Origin of the sequence: Streptomyces sp. NPDC059255 (genome assembly GCF_042752355.1) — a bacterium.
Classification (GTDB): Bacteria; Actinomycetota; Actinomycetes; order Streptomycetales; family Streptomycetaceae; genus Streptomyces.
In genome coordinates, this window is the sequence record NZ_JBHYZP010000072.1 from 1 (window position 1) to 15,961 (window position 15,961).

Annotated in this window: 13 protein-coding genes; 8 read left to right on the forward strand and 5 right to left on the reverse strand. The window is 72.0% G+C overall.

Going from position 1 to position 15,961, the window contains the following annotated elements; translation table 11 throughout:
* The first annotated feature begins 182 nt into the window (after positions 1 to 182).
* The 3 genes from ACFXKG_RS40390 (at position 183) to ACFXKG_RS40400 (ending at position 5,094) form a co-directional block, all read left to right on the forward strand.
* Entirely contained in the window at positions 183 to 2,204 is a 2,022-nt protein-coding gene (locus tag ACFXKG_RS40390; RefSeq protein WP_384850394.1) for a 1,4-beta-glucanase, read from the forward strand.
* Positions 2,204 to 4,180: a beta-galactosidase gene (locus ACFXKG_RS40395; RefSeq protein WP_384850360.1), complete on the forward strand. Its 1,977-nt coding sequence runs from the start codon at positions 2,204 to 2,206 to the stop codon at positions 4,178 to 4,180. Before ACFXKG_RS40390 ends, ACFXKG_RS40395 begins: the two co-directional genes overlap by 1 nt.
* A 206-nt stretch (positions 4,181 to 4,386) precedes the next feature.
* Positions 4,387 to 5,094 carry a hypothetical protein gene (locus ACFXKG_RS40400; protein ID WP_384850363.1) on the forward strand — a complete coding sequence of 236 codons (708 nt, stop codon included), beginning with the start codon at positions 4,387 to 4,389 and terminating at the stop codon, positions 5,092 to 5,094.
* A gap of 25 nt (positions 5,095 to 5,119) precedes the next feature.
* Here ACFXKG_RS40400 and ACFXKG_RS40405 read toward each other — a convergent pair whose 3' ends face one another.
* The 3 genes from ACFXKG_RS40405 to ACFXKG_RS40415 form a co-directional block, all read right to left on the reverse strand.
* A complete protein-coding gene (locus ACFXKG_RS40405; RefSeq protein ID WP_384850365.1) occupies positions 5,120 to 6,142 on the reverse strand; it encodes a LacI family DNA-binding transcriptional regulator in 1,023 nt (340 codons plus the stop codon).
* Between the two features lie 235 nt (positions 6,143 to 6,377).
* On the reverse strand, positions 6,378 to 6,878 hold the full coding sequence (locus ACFXKG_RS40410) for a DUF6114 domain-containing protein (protein WP_384850368.1): 501 nt from the start codon (positions 6,876 to 6,878) through the stop codon (positions 6,378 to 6,380).
* 2 nt (positions 6,879 to 6,880) lie between these two features.
* On the reverse strand, positions 6,881 to 7,525 hold the full coding sequence (locus tag ACFXKG_RS40415; protein WP_384850371.1) for a DUF6230 family protein: 645 nt from the start codon (positions 7,523 to 7,525) through the stop codon (positions 6,881 to 6,883).
* Between the two features lie 639 nt (positions 7,526 to 8,164).
* Here ACFXKG_RS40415 and ACFXKG_RS40420 point away from each other — a divergent pair.
* Positions 8,165 to 8,842 carry a Tat pathway signal sequence domain protein gene (locus tag ACFXKG_RS40420; RefSeq protein WP_384850374.1) on the forward strand — a complete coding sequence of 226 codons (678 nt, stop codon included), beginning with the start codon at positions 8,165 to 8,167 and terminating at the stop codon, positions 8,840 to 8,842.
* An 81-nt stretch (positions 8,843 to 8,923) separates the two neighbouring features.
* On the opposite strand, the gene ACFXKG_RS40425 is transcribed toward ACFXKG_RS40420, so the two are convergent.
* Both ACFXKG_RS40425 and ACFXKG_RS40430 read right to left on the reverse strand, forming a co-directional pair.
* Positions 8,924 to 9,616, reverse strand: coding sequence for a response regulator (locus ACFXKG_RS40425; protein WP_384850377.1), 693 nt, complete (start codon positions 9,614 to 9,616; stop codon positions 8,924 to 8,926).
* A complete protein-coding gene (locus ACFXKG_RS40430) occupies positions 9,613 to 11,499 on the reverse strand; it encodes an ATP-binding protein (RefSeq protein WP_384850380.1) in 1,887 nt (628 codons plus the stop codon). The genes ACFXKG_RS40425 and ACFXKG_RS40430 overlap by 4 nt, the downstream gene beginning before the upstream one ends.
* Positions 11,500 to 11,783: 284 nt before the next feature.
* Between ACFXKG_RS40430 and ACFXKG_RS40435 the strand changes: the two genes are divergently transcribed.
* The 4 genes from ACFXKG_RS40435 to ACFXKG_RS40450 all read left to right on the forward strand — a co-directional run.
* The gene (locus ACFXKG_RS40435; RefSeq protein WP_384850383.1) at positions 11,784 to 12,599 is read left to right on the forward strand and encodes an ABC transporter ATP-binding protein; all 816 of its coding nucleotides are present in this window, start codon (positions 11,784 to 11,786) and stop codon (positions 12,597 to 12,599) included.
* Positions 12,589 to 13,479 carry an ABC transporter permease gene (locus ACFXKG_RS40440; RefSeq protein ID WP_384850386.1) on the forward strand — a complete coding sequence of 297 codons (891 nt, stop codon included), beginning with the start codon at positions 12,589 to 12,591 and terminating at the stop codon, positions 13,477 to 13,479. Before ACFXKG_RS40435 ends, ACFXKG_RS40440 begins: the two co-directional genes overlap by 11 nt.
* A 71-nt stretch (positions 13,480 to 13,550) precedes the next feature.
* Positions 13,551 to 14,582: an ABC transporter substrate-binding protein gene (locus ACFXKG_RS40445; protein WP_384850388.1), complete on the forward strand. Its 1,032-nt coding sequence runs from the start codon at positions 13,551 to 13,553 to the stop codon at positions 14,580 to 14,582.
* Between the two features lie 56 nt (positions 14,583 to 14,638).
* Positions 14,639 to 15,961 (forward strand): helix-turn-helix domain-containing protein (locus ACFXKG_RS40450; RefSeq protein ID WP_384850391.1); only part of this gene is annotated, 1,323 nt, incomplete at its 3' end.

A 15,961-nucleotide genomic window follows, 5' to 3' on the forward strand; every position in this document is an offset into this window, starting at 1 on the left:
ACCTGATTCATGTGCGGGCGACCCCCGACATCTACCCTGCTGGAGAAGTCGGCAGCGTCTGATTTTTATAAGAGACACCCCCCCGCGCCCCCCCCCCCGGCGCGGCCGCCACGGACCGGGCCGGCGCGGCGGCCGCGCAGGCGTACCGCTGGCGCACCGCGGCCATCGGCGGCACCGGGTTCATCACCGGGGTGCTCTTCCACCCGGCGGTCAAGGGCCTGGCGTACGCCCGTACCGACATCGGCGGCGCGTACCGCTGGGACGACGCGACCGCCACCTGGACCGCGCTCACCGACCACATCGGCTGGGACGACTACAACCTGCTCGGTGTCGAGGCCGTCGCCGTCGACCCGGCCCAGCCCGACCGGGTCTATCTCGCGCTGGGCGCCTACACGCAGTCCTGGGCGGGCAACGGCGCGGTACTGCGCTCCACGGACCGGGGCGCGACCTGGAGCCGCAGCGATCTCACGGTGAAGCTCGGCGCCAACGAGGACGGGCGCGGCACCGGTGAACGGCTGCTCGTCTCGCCGCTGAACAGCGACACGCTCTATCTCGGCACCCGCCACAACGGGCTCCTCAGGTCGACGGACCGGGGCGCCACCTGGTCCGCCGCCGCCTTCCCGCCCGCCCCGGACCCCTCCGGCCAGGGCATCACCCTGCTGGTGGCCGCCGGCCGGGTGGTGTACGCGGGGTGGGGCGACGGCGGCGGCGCCCTCTACCGTACGAGCGACGGGGTGAACTGGGAGGCCGTACCGGGCCGGCCGTCCGGCTCCGCCGCCCAGGTGCCGATCCGGGCCGCCTACGACGCGAACACCCGGGCGCTGTACGTCACGTACGCCAACACACCGGGGCCCAACAACCAGACCGACGGTTCGGTGCGCCGGCTCGACACCGCCACCGGCGCCTGGACGGACGTGACCCCGGTCAGGCCCGGCGGGGGTGACGCCTTCGGCTACGGCGGTGTGGCCGTCGACGCCCGGGTCGCCGGAACGGTCGTCGTCTCCACCAACAACCGCTGGGGGCCGGTCGACACCCTGTACCGGTCCACCGACGGCGGGCGGAGCTGGACCTCGCTCAAGGAGGCGGCGGTCCTGGACGTGCGGGAGACCCCGTACCTCAACTGGGGTGGTTCCGCGCCGAAGTTCGGCTGGTGGATCCAGGCCGTCGCGCTCGACCCGTACGACTCCAGGCACCTGGTGTTCGGGACGGGCGCCACCCTGTACGGCACCCGTGACCTGGTGCGCTGGGCACCGCAGATCCGGGGCCTGGAGGAGTCCGCGGTACGGCAGCTCATCTCGCCGCCCACCGGGACCGCGCCCCTGCTCAGCGGCCTCGGTGACATCGGGGTGATGTACCACGACTCGCTGACCGCTTCCCCGTCCCGGGGCATGGCCGCGAACCCGGTCTTCGGCTCGGCCACCGGACTGGCGCTGGCCGCGCTGAAGCCCGCGTACGTCGTACGGGCCGGCTGGGGCGACGCGGGCAACGGGGCCTACTCGAACGACGGGGGGCGGAGCTGGGCGCCGTTCGCGGCGCAGCCAGCGATCGCCTCGACCGCGCCGGGGCCGATCGCGGTGAGCGCCGACGGCGCCACCCTGCTGTGGTCGTTCGTCCACTGGGACGGTACGAAGCACCCCGGCTTCCGCTCCGCGGACAACGGCGCCTCCTGGAGCGAGGTGACCACGTTCCCCAAGGGCGCGGTGCCGGTCGCGGACCCGGTGGACCCCCGGCGGTTCTACGGGTACGACACCGACGGCGGCGCGGTGTACCGGTCCACGGACGGCGGCGCGACCTTCTCGAAGGGCGCGTCGGGGCTGCCCTCCGGGGACGTCCAGTTCCGGATCGCCGCGGCCCCGGGCCGCAGCGGCGACCTGTGGCTCTCGGCCAAGTGGAACGGCCTGTACCGGTCCACCGACGGCGGCACCACCTTCACCAAGCTGACGAGCTGCTGGGGCTCGTACGCCCTCGGCTTCGGCAAGGCCGCCCCGGGCGCCACGTACCCCGCCGTCTTCCAGACCGGCGCGACGGAGAACTTCGTCGGTGTGTACCGCTCCGACGACGCCGGCGCCGGCTGGATCAGGATCAACGACGACACACACCAGTGGGGGTGGACCGGCGAGACGATCACCGGCGACCCCCGTGTCCACGGCCGGGTCTATCTGGGCACCAACGGCCGTGGCATCCAGTACGGAGACCCCGCCTGATGCCTTCCCTGGACGACTCCACCCGCGGCCGGGTCCTGTTCGGCGGTGACTACAACCCCGAACAGTGGCCCGAGGAAATCTGGCACGAGGACGCCCGGCTGATGAGGGAGGCCGGGGTCAACTCGGTGACCCTCGGCGTCTTCTCCTGGGCGAAGCTCGAACCACGCCCGGGCGCACGGAACTTCGGCTGGCTGGACCGGCTCATGGATCTCATGGACGGCCATGGCATCGGCGTGGTGCTGGCCACCCCGACCGCCTCCCCGCCGCCGTGGATGGGCGCCCGCCACCCGGAGACCCTGCCGCGCGACGAGGACGGCAGGACCGTGTGGTGGGGCTCGCGCCAGCAGTTCTGTGCCAGCTCCGCCGTCTATCGCGAGTACGCCGCCGCCCTCACCGAGGACCTGGCGCAGCGGTACGGCGGCCATCCGGCGCTGCACCTGTGGCACATCAACAACGAGTACTGCACCCACTGCTGGTGCGACGGGACGGCCCGGCACTTCCGGGCCTGGCTGCGGGCCAGGTACGGCGGTCTGGACGCCCTCAACGAGGCCTGGGGAACGGCCTTCTGGAGCCAGGGGTACGACTCATGGGAGGAGATCGTCCCGCCGCGGCGGGCCCAGTACATGAGGAACCCGGGGCAGGCCCTGGACTTCCGGCGGTTCACCTCCGACGCGCTGCTGGAGTGCTACGTCGCCGAGCGGGACATCGTCCGGCGCCACACCCCGCACATCCCGGTCACCACCAACTTCATGCCGTTCTGGATCGGACAGGACGCCTGGAAGTGGGCGGAGCACGAGGACGTCGTCTCGGTCGACATCTATCCGGATCCGAAGGACCCGTCCGCCGGTCAGCTGGGCGCGATGATCGGCGACATGACGCGCTCCCAGGCGAAGGGCCCCTGGGCGGTGATGGAGCAGGCGGCCGGGTCCGTCAACTGGCGGGGCGTCAACCCTCCCAAGCCGTACGGGCTGAACCGGCTCTGGTCGCTCCAGTCCGTGGCCCGCGGGGCGGACGTGATCTGCTACTTCCAGTGGCGCCAGTCCCGGCAGGGCGCCGAGAAGTTCCACTCGGGGATGATCGGCCACGCGGGCGAGAGCGGCCGCGCCTTCCGCGAGGTCCGGCGGATCGGCGCCGATCTCGCGGTGCTGGGCCCCGAGGTGTCGGGGACCCGGGTGCGGGCGGAGGAGATCGCGGTCCTGCACGGCTGGGACTCGTGGTGGGCGGACCAGCAGGACGGCCGGCTCTCCGACCGCCTCGACCACCCGCGGATCGTACGGGACTGGCACCGCGCGCTGTGGGAGTCGAACCTGCCCACCGCGTTCGCCCGGCCCGACCACGATCTGCGGGGGTACCGGCTGGTCGTCGTCCCGCATCTCTACCTGCTCGACGACACCGCCATCGAGAATCTGCTCGGCCATGTCGCGCGCGGCGGCACCCTGGTGTGCGGCTTCCTCACCGGGGTCGCCGACGAGGACGACCGGGTGCGGGCCGGCGGCATGGACGCCCGGCTGCGCGCCCTGTTCGGCATCGCCACGCTCCACGAGTGGTGGCCGCTCGACGCGGACGAGACCGTGGAGTGCGACGGGTTCCGCGCGGGGCTCTGGTCGGAGGAGCTGGAGCTGTCCACGGGCGAGGCCGTCGCCTCGTACCGCAGTGGGGAGCTGGCCGGTCTGCCGGCCGTCGTACGCCACGGGCGCGCCTGGTACGTCTCGACGCTCCCCGAACCCGCGGCCCTGCGCGCGCTGCTGACGCGGATCGCCGGGGACGCCGGGGTCTCCCCCACGCTGGAGGGGCTGCCCGAGGGCGTGGAGGCGGTGCGCCGCGGCGATCTTCTCTTCCTGCTCAACCATGGCGGCAAGGCCGTCACGGTCCCGGTCGACGGCCGTCATCACGAGGTGCTCGGCGGCCGGCCCGTGGACGGGGCGGTCGAGCTGGACCGCTTCGGGGTCGCCGTGCTCCGCCCGCTCCCCGGGTAGTCCACCGTCCCGCGCCGGGGCCCGCGCCGCGTGACTCGCGGGGGAACCCGGGCCGTGCCCCGGACACCGCACCACGAGCGCACCGCACGACCGAAGATCTTCGCCGGCACCCCCACGGTCCCCCCGCGTTCCACGGGACTCCGAGGCCGGCGAGGCCGCGGCTCCGCCCCGGGGCCGCGGTACTCCCCCACCCATGGAGGGACACCATGGCACTGCGCATCTGGAAACGGCTGCTGCTCGCCCCAGTGGTCGCGTTCGCCGCGCTCGTCGGCTTCGCCGCCGCACCCGCGCAGGCGGCGATCTGGTCCTCGTCGGACCAGTGGGGCAACTACACCACGTCCGACGGCTACACCCTCTACAACAACATCTGGGGTTCGGGCACGGGCCCGCAGACCATCTGGGCCAACTCCTCGTCCAACTGGGGAGTGTGGGCCAACCACCCCAACACCGGCGGCATCAAGTCGTACCCAAACGCCAAGAAGGTGATCGGGAAGCCGCTGAACTCGCTCTCCTCGCTGCGCAGCAGCTACAACGTCACCGTGCCGTCGTCGGGTGCCTACAACACCTCGTACGACATCTGGGACAGCAACTACGACTACGAGATCATGCTGTGGGTGAACTACCGCGGCGCGGTAGGCCCGCTCGGCACCTCGCAGGGATCGGTCACGCTCGGCGGCCACTCCTGGAACGTCTACAAGGGGTCCAACGGCGCCAACGAGGTGTTCTCGTTCCTGCGCACCTCGAACTCCACCTCCGGGACGGTCGACGTCCTGCCGATCCTCAAGTGGATCAAGGACACCAAGGGGTGGTGGGGCAATGTGACCGTCGGTGACGTCCAGTTCGGGTACGAGATCACCTCGTCCTCCGGCGGTCTGGACTTCGCGACCAACAGCTTCTCGGTCAGCGGGAACTGACGGAAAACTGACGGGACGTCACGTACTAGAGCGGGTTCCCGGGCGTGGCCCGGGGGCCCGCGCTCTCCCGTACGGTGAGCTCCGGCCCGATCAGGACGACCTCGTCGGTGCCTCGCCCCGCGAGCTTCGCGACGACCTGCTCGACCGCGCGCCGCCCCATCTCCTGGGCCGGGACGGCGACGGAGGTCAGCGGCACCGAGGCGTGCACGGCGACCTGGTCGGGACAGATGGCGACGACCGAGACGTCCTCGGGCACCGCGCGGCGCTGCTGGCGCAGCAGGGCGAGCAGCGGGTCGGTGGCGGCCTCGTTCTGGACGATGAAGGCGGTGGTGCCGGGGCGCTCGTCGAAGATCCGGCCGACGGTGGCGGAGACCGCCGCGTAACTGCCCTCGCAGGGGCGGTGCAGCACCCGCAGGCCCAGTTCGGCGCTGCGCTCCCGCAGTCCGCTCAGGGTGCGTTCGGCGAAGCCGGTGAGGCGTTCGTAGACGCCCGGCGCCTCGCCGATGACGGCTATCTCCCGGTGTCCGAGTCCGGCGAGGTGCTCCGCGCAGAGGGCGCCCGCGGCGGCGAAGTCCAGGTCGACGCAGCTCAGTCCGGTGGTGTCGGCGGGGAGTCCGATCAGCACGGCGGGCCGGTGTGTCTCGCGCAGCGGCGGCAGCCGGTCGTCGTGCAGCTCCACGTCCATCAGGATCATGGCGTCGGCGAGGGCGCTGCCCTCGATGCGGCGCACCGCGGTCGGCCCCTCCTCACCGGTGAGCAGGAGCACGTCGTAGCCGAAGGTGCGGGCCGTGGTGGCGACGGCGAGGGCGATCTCCATCATGACCGGCACATACATGTCGGTGCGCAGCGGCATCATGAGGGCGATGATGTTCGACCGGTTGCTGGCGAGGGCGCGGGCCCCCGCGTTGGGGTGGTAGCCGAGCTGTTCGATGCTGCGCTCGACCCGCTCGCGGGTGGTGGCGGAGATGGACCGCTTGCCGCTGAGGACATAGCTCACCGTGCTGGCGGAGACTCCGGCATGCTGAGCTACATCGGCGAGGGTGACCATTCAGCTCTCCAAGGCGGGCCGTTGTGGGGTGAAGCGCTTCGACAACACTGTGTTCGAGGGTAGTTGGCATGCCGATGACCTGTCCATAGGTCGATCGAAGCGCTTCGACGGGCTGCCGTGCACGGTCCCCGGACATGACGGAGCGGGCCCGGCCGGTGGGGCCGGGCCCGCTCGGGGCCGCTCGTGGGCGGAGGGATGGCCGGTGGCGGCCGGGGTCGTGGCGGGGGACCGGGGGTCAGGAGGCGGGAGGGTCCGTCGCGGGGGCGGGGGCGGGGGCGGGGGCCGCGGGCCGCCGTCCGGAGCGGCGTCGGCGGCGCGGCTGCTGGTCGGGCAGCCAGCCGAAGGCCAGGGAGCTGCCGATGACGCCGAGGAGCAGACCGACGACGAAGCCGCCGAGGTTCGAGGTGACCCAGGTGCCGAGCGCGGTCAGTACCCCGATGACGGAGTAGAAGAGCCGCTGGGCGGGGTTGAGGATCAGCAGCAGCCCGCACACCATCATGATCAGCGGGAGGACATAGGCGGCGATGCCGCCCGCGCCCGCCTGGAGGACGACGGAGATGGAGGCCTGTTCGGTGAGGAGGATCTCGCCCCCGCCGAGCAGCAGCAGGAAGCCGCCCCAGAACGGGCGGCGGCCGCGCCAGGTGGCGAAGCGCCCCCGGCGGCGCTGCGGGCGGTCCTCCCCGGCGCGGACGGCGGTCCCGGCCGGGGGTTCCGCCGCCCCGGGCGGCGGAACCACGCTCAGCAGCCCTTCGAGCTGAATTTGAGCTTCAGGTTGGGCAGCGTGAACCGGGCCGCGGTGGTGGCGTAGTTGGTCTGCCGCAGGTTGGTGATGACGACGGTGTCGGCCTGCTGTCCGAAGACGCCCAGCGGGCCCTTGACGCCGGCCTTGGTGAAGGTGCTGGCGTCCCCGCCGATCTCGATGTTGTCGAAGTCCGCCTGTGTTCCGCTGAGTTCGGTGGAGTCGGTGGCCAGATCGGTCGCGGAGACCGGGATGCCCTTGTTGCCCGCGGTGATGTGCAGGTACGTGCCGCCGAGTTCGACGCTCTGGCAGAGCTTGGTGAGTTTGGCCTTCTTGATGGCGGAGACGACGACCAGCACCTGCCCGCCGGTGTCACCGGCGTTGGGGCTGCCCGGAGCCATTTCGTCCATCCCGCCGAACTGCTCGAAGCCCTCGGCTTCCAGGCGGTCGGCGGTGACCACGAAGGGCATGCCGGAGATGGCGAACTGCGCGGCGATGGCGCCCTGGGCGGTGAGGACGACCAGCGCGGCGGCCACCGCGAACGCCGGTACGCCCATGACGGCCGCCCGGCGCAGCCGTACCCTTCCTCGCGGTTCGTCGCTCTCGGGCGTGGTCTCACCGCCGGTGAGTTCGGACGTGGCCATGAGCTGCTCCTGAGGGTGTGGTGACCGGAACGAGCTTGCGCGGCGGGGTCCTGGCGCGGACGACTCCCGGCGCCGACGGGTTTTCCCGGGGTGGCGACGGCGCGGCCATGGGAGTCGAGGTGAAGTTACTCCCAGGTATGGACGGGGTCAACAGCCTTGTGAAAATTGGGTGTTGATCGTGTGCGCGGTACGGTCACGGTCTCGCCGGGTCCCGGGCGGACCGTCGGCAGCTCACGGCGGGTGCACGGCCGGACACCCCCGCCGACGTCGGCGTACCGTGGGTAACGTTCCTCTTTCGGTTGGCACTTGGGACCTTGACTCGGTCGCCCGGACAGGTCTACAACCCTCTTGGGTTTTCCTTCCGCGGTTCTCCTCCGCAGTCCTGCTCCGCAGTTCTGCTCCGCAAATTCCTTCTGCCGTTTCCTTCCGCGGATTCCCGTCCGTGGATTCCTGTGCCGTGCTCGTCCCCGGCACGGGAACGGGGCCGTGGCGCCGGCCCCGTTCCCACCCGTTCTCCGCCCCGTGGCCGAGCCGCGGCGGGGCGTTCGCCACCGCCGTACCCGTCACCGCACCCACCGCCCCACCCGGGCACGTCTCCGCGTCACCCTCCCCACCCCGCCTTCGCGAAAGGGACTTCGCATGCGCGCACGACGCACTCTTCTCTCCGCCGCCGGCCTCACCACCGCCGCCGCCCTTCTCGCCGTGGGTCCGGCGGCCGCCGCCGGGACCTCGGCGGCGGCGGGCAATGTGCTCACCTACGGCAGCGCGGCCGGTTCCGCCGTCGCCGTCGGCGATGTGCTCACGTCCTCGCTCAGCTCCGGCACGACCGTCGCGATCCGTACCACCTCCGGCGGCACGACCGGCATCACCTGCACCGCCTCGCAGTTCACCGCGACGGTCACCGGGAATCCGGCCGCCCCCGGCACCGCCACCGAGTCGCTCACCGCGCACACCTTCGGCGGGTGCACCAGCAACATCATCGGCACCACCGGGGTGCAGAGCATCACGGTCGAGCACCTGCCGTTCACCACCTCGGTCGCCTCGGCCGGCGGGCTCACGGTGACCGCGGGAAGCGCCGGCGTGGTGCAGACGACGGTCAAACTCAGCACCATCCTCGGCACGACGACCTGCGTCTACACCTCCACGGGGCTGAACGGCACGACGTCCAACACCGACAACTCCATCACGTTCGCGAACCAGTTGTTCAGCCGGTCGTCGGGCCCCATCACCTGCCCCACCTCCAGCTACTTCTCCGCCAAGTACGGCCCGGTCAGGGACACCAGCCAGTCCGGCAGCCCGAGCGTGTACGTCAACTGAGCCCGGCGCGGGCCCGGTCCGTCCCTCCGGCCGCCCAGGGCCGGAGGGACGGACCCGGGCCGCGGGGAGGCGGCGGCCGGGTCAGGGCGCCGGCGCCCAGGCGTAACGGTGTTCCGGGCGCCCGGTGTCGCCGTACTTCAGTGTGAGACTGATATGGCCGGTGCGCTCCAGGTACTTCAGATAGCGCTGGGCCGTGGAGCGGCTGACCCCGGTGCGCTCGGCCACCTCGTGCGCGGAGAGCGGCCGGCCCGCCGCGCCCAGGACCCGGCGGATCAGGCCGACCGTCGCCGCGGAGTGCCCCTTGGGCAGTTCGGAGCGCGGGGCGTCCGCCGTCTTGAAGGCGCTGAAGATACGGTCCACCTGTTCCTGGCCCGCCTCGCCCCGCCCGCCGACGCCGTCGAGGGTGCGGCGCAGCGCGGCGTACCCGTCGAGCTTGGCGCTGAGCCCGGAGAAGCTGAACGGCTTGACGACGTACTGGAGCGCGCCGTAACGCATCGCCGCCCGGACCGTGGCCACGTCACGGGCGGCCGTCACCATGATCACATCGGCCTGGTGGCCGAGCTGGCGCATCCGGCGCACCAGGGTCAGGCCCGTCTCGTCCGGGAGGTAGTGGTCGAGCAGGACCAGATCGACATGGTCGCGTTCCAGGGTGGCCAGCGCCTGGGCGGCGGTATGGGCACGGGCCCGGACCCGGAAGCCGGGCACCTGGGCCACGTACGCGGCGTTGATCTCGGCGACGCGGAAGTCGTCGTCCACGACGAGGACATCGATCACTGGGGCTCTCCTGCTGCCATGAGCTGACGCTCGGCGAATCCGTCCCCGGCCGGGTCGTCCCCCACGGTGTCGTCCCCCTCGGCGGGGGCCGGGGTGAGCGCCTCGGGCAGGACGACGGTGAAGACCGCGCCTCCTCCGGCGCGGGCGGTGACCCGGGCCATCCCGCCGTACCGCTCCGCGAGCCGGCGCACCAGCGCCAGGCCGAGCCCCCTGCCCCGGTGGAAGGCGACCGGGTCCGGCGCGGCCCTCTCCCCCGGCGTCAGGTGCTCCCGGACGGCCGGGAGCGGCGGGTGGGCGAGATGCCCGGGGTGCTTGGTGTGCTTGGTGGACCAGCCCTCGGCGAAGATCCGGTCGCGCAGCGCGGGCGGCACACCGGGTCCGGTGTCGGCGACCCGGAGGACCGCGGTGGTGTGTTCGGCCCGCAGTTCGACCTCCACGAAGGGTTCGGCGCGGGGGCCGGTGTGTTCCGTGCCGCCCCGTTCCGTGCCGCCGGGCCCCTCGCCGCCGGGTCCTTCGCCGGGGCCGGCGCGCTCGGCGCGGTCGCCGGGCACCGCACCGCCCGGGGCGGCGTCCCGGTGCCCGGCGACGGCGTCGAGCGCGTTGTCGATGAGGTTGCCGAGCACGGTCACCAGGTCGCGCGGGTCCACCACCCGGTCGTGCAGCAGGGTGGCGGCGGAGACCCGCAACGACACACCGCGCTCGGCGGCGACGGCCGCCTTGCCGACGAGAAGCGCCGACAGCAGCGGGTCGTGCACCCGTTCCGCGATCTGTTCCGAGGAGGAGCGGTGGGTGTCGGCGATCTCGGCGACGAATTCGGCGGCCTTCTCGTGCCGCCCGAGTTCGAGGAGTCCGAGCACGGTGTGCAGCCGGTTGGCGTGTTCGTGGTCCTGCGCGCGCAGCGCGTCCAGCAGTCCCTGGGTGCTGTCGAGTTCCCGCCCGAGCTGCTCCAGCTCGGTCCGGTCCCGGAGGGTGACGACGGCTCCGCCGTCCCGGGTCGGCATCCGGTTGGCGACCAGGACCCGGCTGCCGCTGACGGTCAGCAGATCGGTCCCCGTCACGCGTCCCGCCAGCACGTCCGTGGTCCGGCCGGGCGGCAGGACCTCGTCCAGCGGGCGTCCCGTGGCGTCGGCTCCGAGCCCGAGCAGCCGGGCCGCCTCGTCGTTGGCCAGCCGGATCCTGCCGTACCGGTCGCAGGCGACGACCCCCTCCCGTACGCCGTGCAGCATCGCCTCACGCTCGTCGAGCAGGGCGGAGATGTCGGCGAAGGCGACCCCGTGGGTGCGGCGGCGCAGCCGGCGGGAGACCGCGTACGCGGCCAGCGCTCCGACGGCGAGCGCGGCGCCCGCGCAGAGCAGCAGGGCGGGCACGGCGTCGAGCAGCCGCTCCCGCACACTGGCGTACGCGATGCCGACGGAGACCGCGCCGACGATCTTCCCTCCGGGGTCCAGGAGCGGCACCTTGGCGCGGGCGGAGCGGCCCAGGGTGCCGTCGTCGATCTGGCGGATCTCGCGGCCGGAGAGCGCGACGCTGGGGTCGGTGGAGACATGGCGGCCGATCTCGGCGGTGTTGGTGTGGGACCAGCGCACCCCGCGGGTGTCCATCACCACGACGTAGAGCGCGTCCGTGGCCCGCCGGATCTGTTCCGCCTCGGTCTGCACCGGGCCCCGGGCGCTCGGCGCGGTGGTGAGCACCTCCCGGGCGATGTCGGGATCGGCGGCGGTCGTCTGGGCGATGGCGAGGGCGCGGTGCATCGCCTCGTCGTCCAGCTCGGAGCCGAGGGGCGCCAGGAAGAGGCAGGTGGCGAGGGTCATCACCCCGGTGGTGAGGGCGAGCTGCGCGGCCAGCACCTGGGCGAAGACACGGCGGGGCCAGCGCACACGCATAGGTCCTCCTCATGTCCGGCCCGCCGGCCGTTCCGCTCTTCCCGGATCCTGTTCCGCCCGGATCACGCTGCTCCCGGAGCCGTCCCGCCGTGGGGAACGGCTGTCTCCGTTTAACACCGTTGTGAACGAAACGTAAGCCGCCGGGGCGCCGCTGCCCAGCCCTGTGCGGTTCTTTTGTCGTCCGGGCGTGAGCAGAATGAGCAGAACGCGGTTTGCGCGCACAACGACGGGTTGCGCCCACAAGACTGCCGCTGTGGTCCGGGTCACTCCTAGCCTCCCGGCCCATGAGCAGCAGAACGAGCCCAGCCATCGAGCTGCGGGGAGCGAGCAAGGCGTTCCGGACCCCGTCGGGTGCGCTTCACACCGCCGTCAGGGATCTGGATCTGACCGTCGAACGCGGCGAGTTCGTCGCCGTGGTCGGCCCCACCGGATGCGGCAAGTCGACCACGCTGACCCTGGTCAGCGGTCTGGAGGAGCCCACTGAGGGCGAGGTGCTGGTGGCCGGCGAGCCGGTCGACGGCATCGGTGACAAGATCGGATTCGTCTTCCAGCAGGACGCCGTGTTCCCCTGGCGCACCGTCCTGTCCAATGTGATGGCCGGCCCCCGCTTCCGCGGTGTGCCCAAGGCCGAGGCCAGGGAGCAGGCCCGCGAGTGGCTCGCCCGGGTCGGGCTCGCGTCCTTCGAGGACCGCTACCCGCACCAGCTCTCGGGCGGCCAGCGCAAGCGCGTCGCGCTCGCCGCGACCTTCGTCAACGACCCCGAGCTTCTCCTCATGGACGAACCGTTCTCGGCCCTCGACGTCCAGACCCGCGCGCTGATGTCCGACGAACTGCTGGAGCTGTGGGCCGGGACGGGCGCCTCGGTCGTCTTCGTCACCCACGACCTGGAGGAGTCGATCGCCCTCGCCGACAAGGTCGTGGTCATGACGGCCGGTCCCGCGACCGTCAAGGAGGTCTTCACCATCGACCTGCCGCGCCCCCGCAAGGTGGAGTCCGTACGGCTGGAACCCCGGTTCATCGAGATCTACCGGGAGATCTGGTCGTCGCTCGGCGAAGAGGTCCGGATCACCCGCGAGAGGGGTGCGACCGATGCCGCCTGAGACCGTGACCGCCGGCGCGGTCCCCACGAAGCCCGTCGCCACCGGCCAGGACGGGGGCGGCGACCGTACCCGCGCCCGGGCGCGTGCCGCGCGCAACCGGCAGGTGCTGGTGTACGGGGCCCGGGTCCTGCTGCTCATCGCCCTGATCGGGATGTGGGAGTGGCTGGCCAGGGCGGCCGTCATCGATCCCTTCAACTTCTCGATGCCGTCGAAGATCTGGGACCAGATCGTGCAGTGGGCGGTGCACGGCACCCCGCAGGGCCCCCTGTGGGAGCAGATCTGGTACACGCTCTACGAGGCGCTGCTCGGCTGGGTCATCGGGGTGACCGGCGGTGTGGTCCTCGGGATCGCGCTCGGCCGGGTCCGCTTCCTGGCCGATGTGCTCGGCCCGTACATCAAGGTGCTCAACGCGCTGCCGCGGATCGTCCTCGCCCCGATCTTCCTCATCTGGTTCGGACTCGGCCCGGCCTCCAAGGTCGCCTCGGCGGTCGTGCTGGTCTTCTTCCCCGTCTTCTTCAACGCGTTCCAGGGCGCGCGGGAGGTGGACCGCAACCTGGTGTCCAACGCGCGGATCCTCGGCGCGAGCAACCGTCAGGTCACCCTTCAGGTGGTGATCCCCTCCGCCACCTCGTGGATCTTCACCAGCCTGCATGTCAGCTTCGGCTTCGCGCTGATCGGCGCGATCGTCGGCGAGTACATCGGCGCGACCAAGGGCATCGGGCTGCTGGTCTCGGCCTCGCAGGGCACCTTCAACGCGGCCGGGGTGTACGCGGCGATGGTGATCCTCGCGGTCGTCGCCCTGCTCGCCGAGGCGCTCCTCACCTTCCTGGAGAAACGTCTCTTCCGCTGGAAGCCGGCCGAGTCCGGCGCCGAGCGCTGACGGCCGTCTCTCCCCTTCTCCTCCCCCTCTCCCCCAGCTCCCCGCTTCTCCTCACAAGGACGTGACCGGCCATGCGTACGTATCTCAGAATGTCGGCGGCGGCGGTCTCCGCGCTGCTCGCCCTGTCCACCGTCACCGGCTGCGGCGGCGACTCCGCCGCCGGCGGGAGCTCCGGCGGCAAGGTGAAGATCATGGTGGGCGGCCTGGACAAGGTCATCTATCTGCCCGCGATGCTCACCCAGAAGCTGGGCTACTTCAAGGAGGAGGGCGTCGACGTGCAGCTCCTCACCGAACCGGCGGGGGTGCAGGCCACCACGTCGCTCGTCTCCGGGGACGTCCAGGGTGTCGTGGGCTTCTACGACCACACCCTCGACCTTCAGGTCAAGGGCAAGCAGGTGGAGTCCGTCGTGCAATTCTCGCACGCCCCCGGTGAGGTCGAGGTCGTCTCGAACAAGGCGGCGGCCGGACTGACCTCCCCGAAGGACTTCAAGGGCAAGAAGCTCGGGGTCACCGGGCTCGGCTCGTCCACCGACTTCCTCACGAAGTACCTCGCGGTCAACGACGGGGTGTCGACGGAGGAGTTCTCCACGGTGGCGGTCGGGGCGGGGCAGACCTTCATCTCCGCGCTCCAGCAGGGCTCCATCGAGGGCGGCATGACCACCGACCCCACGGTCGCGCAGATCCTCGACAAGAAGCTCGGCAAGGTCCTCATCGACATGCGGACGCCCGAGGGCTCGAAGGAGGCGCTCGGCGGACCGTACCCCTCCTCCAGTCTCTACATGAACACCGACTGGGTGAACGGCAACAAGGAGACGGTGCAGAAGCTGGCCAACGCCTTTGTGAAGACGCTCCGCTGGATGTCCTCGCACACCCCCGAGGAGATCGCCGCGAAGATGCCGGCGGACTACGCGCAGGGCGGCAAGGAGCTGTACGCGCAGTCGATCAAGAGCACCCTGCCGATGTTCACGACGGACGGGGTGATGCCGGCCGACGGGCCCGCGACGGTCGAGCGGGTCCTGAAGGCGTTCAACCCCAACCTCAAGAACGCCAAGGTCGACCTGGAGAAGACGTACACCACGGAGTTCGTGAAGAAGGCCGGGTGACCACGCCGTAAACTGTCCCTCTTCAGGGGGCCGTCGGCGGAGTTGTAGGAGTTCGTATGCGTGGCCGGCCCGAGACACCCCCGCCCACGGGCCGGCTCGACGAACTGCTCTATCTGGTCGGCCGGCAGGGCTGGCGGCCGGACGCGGGGGTCGAGGGGGTCGTCGACTGGCTCCACCGGCAGCTCGGCTCGGAGGTCGCCCTGGTCGGCCGCGGGCACACCGTGGAGCTGTCGACGCCCGGCTTCCCCCAGGAAATACTGCCCGCGCTGGCACCGGTACTCACCAAGCTGGCCACCGGCCGGATGGCCGCCGCGGCCACCGAGGTGGGCGCGGTACGGGTACGGCTGGAGGGCGTCGGCCCCGACAGCCCGCACCGGGTGCTCGTCCTGGCCGGGGCCGACCGGCTCACCGGCCAGGAGGCGGCCGCCGCCTCGCACACCGGCCACATCATCGGCCTGCTGCACCGCGCCCGGGCGGCCGACGCGGTCTTCCGCGACTATCAGGAGAAGGCCCACCAGATGCGGGTGGCGCTCTTCATGACGCTCATGGCGGGCGACACCGTCCTGGCCCGGCGGATGACCACCGGAGCCGTCCCCGAACTGCTGGGCGCCGACCGGATCCGGGTGCATCTGCTGCGCTGCCGGCCCGGCGAACGGGACCGGATCGCCCAGGCCCACCAGGACCCCGCCGGCTACCACCGCCGGGCCCTGATGGTGCGCTGCCCGGTCTACGACGAGCATCTGATCTGCCTCGTCGCCGAGGACGAGCACGCCCCGCCGGAACTGGGCGGCGTACTGCGCGAACTGGTCGCCGAGAGCGAGGAGTACGCGCTGGGCATCAGCTCCCCGCATCCGCTGCGCGCGACGGCCGCGGCGTACGAGGAGTCCCGGCACGCGCTGGCGGTCGCCGGCAACACCCCCGGCAGAGTGGCCGGTTACCGGAGGCAGGAACCGCTGGAGCGGCTGCTGCCTCGTGCGGAGACACTCGCCTGGGCACACGCCCTGCTGCGACCGCTGCGGTCCCTGCCGGAGCTGACCGCCGAGACCACCCGCCTCGCCCTCTTCTTCCCCCGGTCCGGGGTGGCCGCCCTGCTGGGCATCAGCCGCAACACGGTCACCGCCCACCTCAAGCGGTCCGAGGCCGCGCTCGGCCTCGACCTCCGCGACATCCGCGCGCGGGCCGCGCTGGCCCTGGCCCTGGCGGTCACCACGCTGCACCAGGACGGCGCACCCGCCGACGGGCCGGAGCCGGTGGCCGACCCGTCGCCGGCCGACCCGTCGCCGGGCGGGGCGCGGGGCCGCGCCCCGGGGGCCCCGGGCCCGGGAGGGGCGGGGGCGCCGGGGGGGGGCGGGGGGGGACGGGCCCGGCGGGGGCCCCCC

Bases quoted from the DNA above. Each gene is read 5' to 3' on its own strand.
- ACFXKG_RS40400 (WP_384850363.1), top strand. From the start codon at position 4,387: ATGGCACTGCGCATCTGGAAACGGCTGCTGCTCGCCCCAGTGGTCGCG.
- ACFXKG_RS40415 (WP_384850371.1), bottom strand. From the start codon at position 7,525: ATGGCCACGTCCGAACTCACCGGCGGTGAGACCACGCCCGAGAGCGAC.
- ACFXKG_RS40420 (WP_384850374.1), top strand. From the start codon at position 8,165: ATGCGCGCACGACGCACTCTTCTCTCCGCCGCCGGCCTCACCACCGCC.
- ACFXKG_RS40445 (WP_384850388.1), top strand. From the start codon at position 13,551: ATGCGTACGTATCTCAGAATGTCGGCGGCGGCGGTCTCCGCGCTGCTC.
- ACFXKG_RS40440 (WP_384850386.1), top strand. From the start codon at position 12,589: ATGCCGCCTGAGACCGTGACCGCCGGCGCGGTCCCCACGAAGCCCGTC.
- ACFXKG_RS40405 (WP_384850365.1), bottom strand. From the start codon at position 6,142: ATGGTCACCCTCGCCGATGTAGCTCAGCATGCCGGAGTCTCCGCCAGC.
- ACFXKG_RS40435 (WP_384850383.1), top strand. From the start codon at position 11,784: ATGAGCAGCAGAACGAGCCCAGCCATCGAGCTGCGGGGAGCGAGCAAG.
- ACFXKG_RS40430 (WP_384850380.1), bottom strand. From the start codon at position 11,499: ATGCGTGTGCGCTGGCCCCGCCGTGTCTTCGCCCAGGTGCTGGCCGCG.
- ACFXKG_RS40395 (WP_384850360.1), top strand. From the start codon at position 2,204: ATGCCTTCCCTGGACGACTCCACCCGCGGCCGGGTCCTGTTCGGCGGT.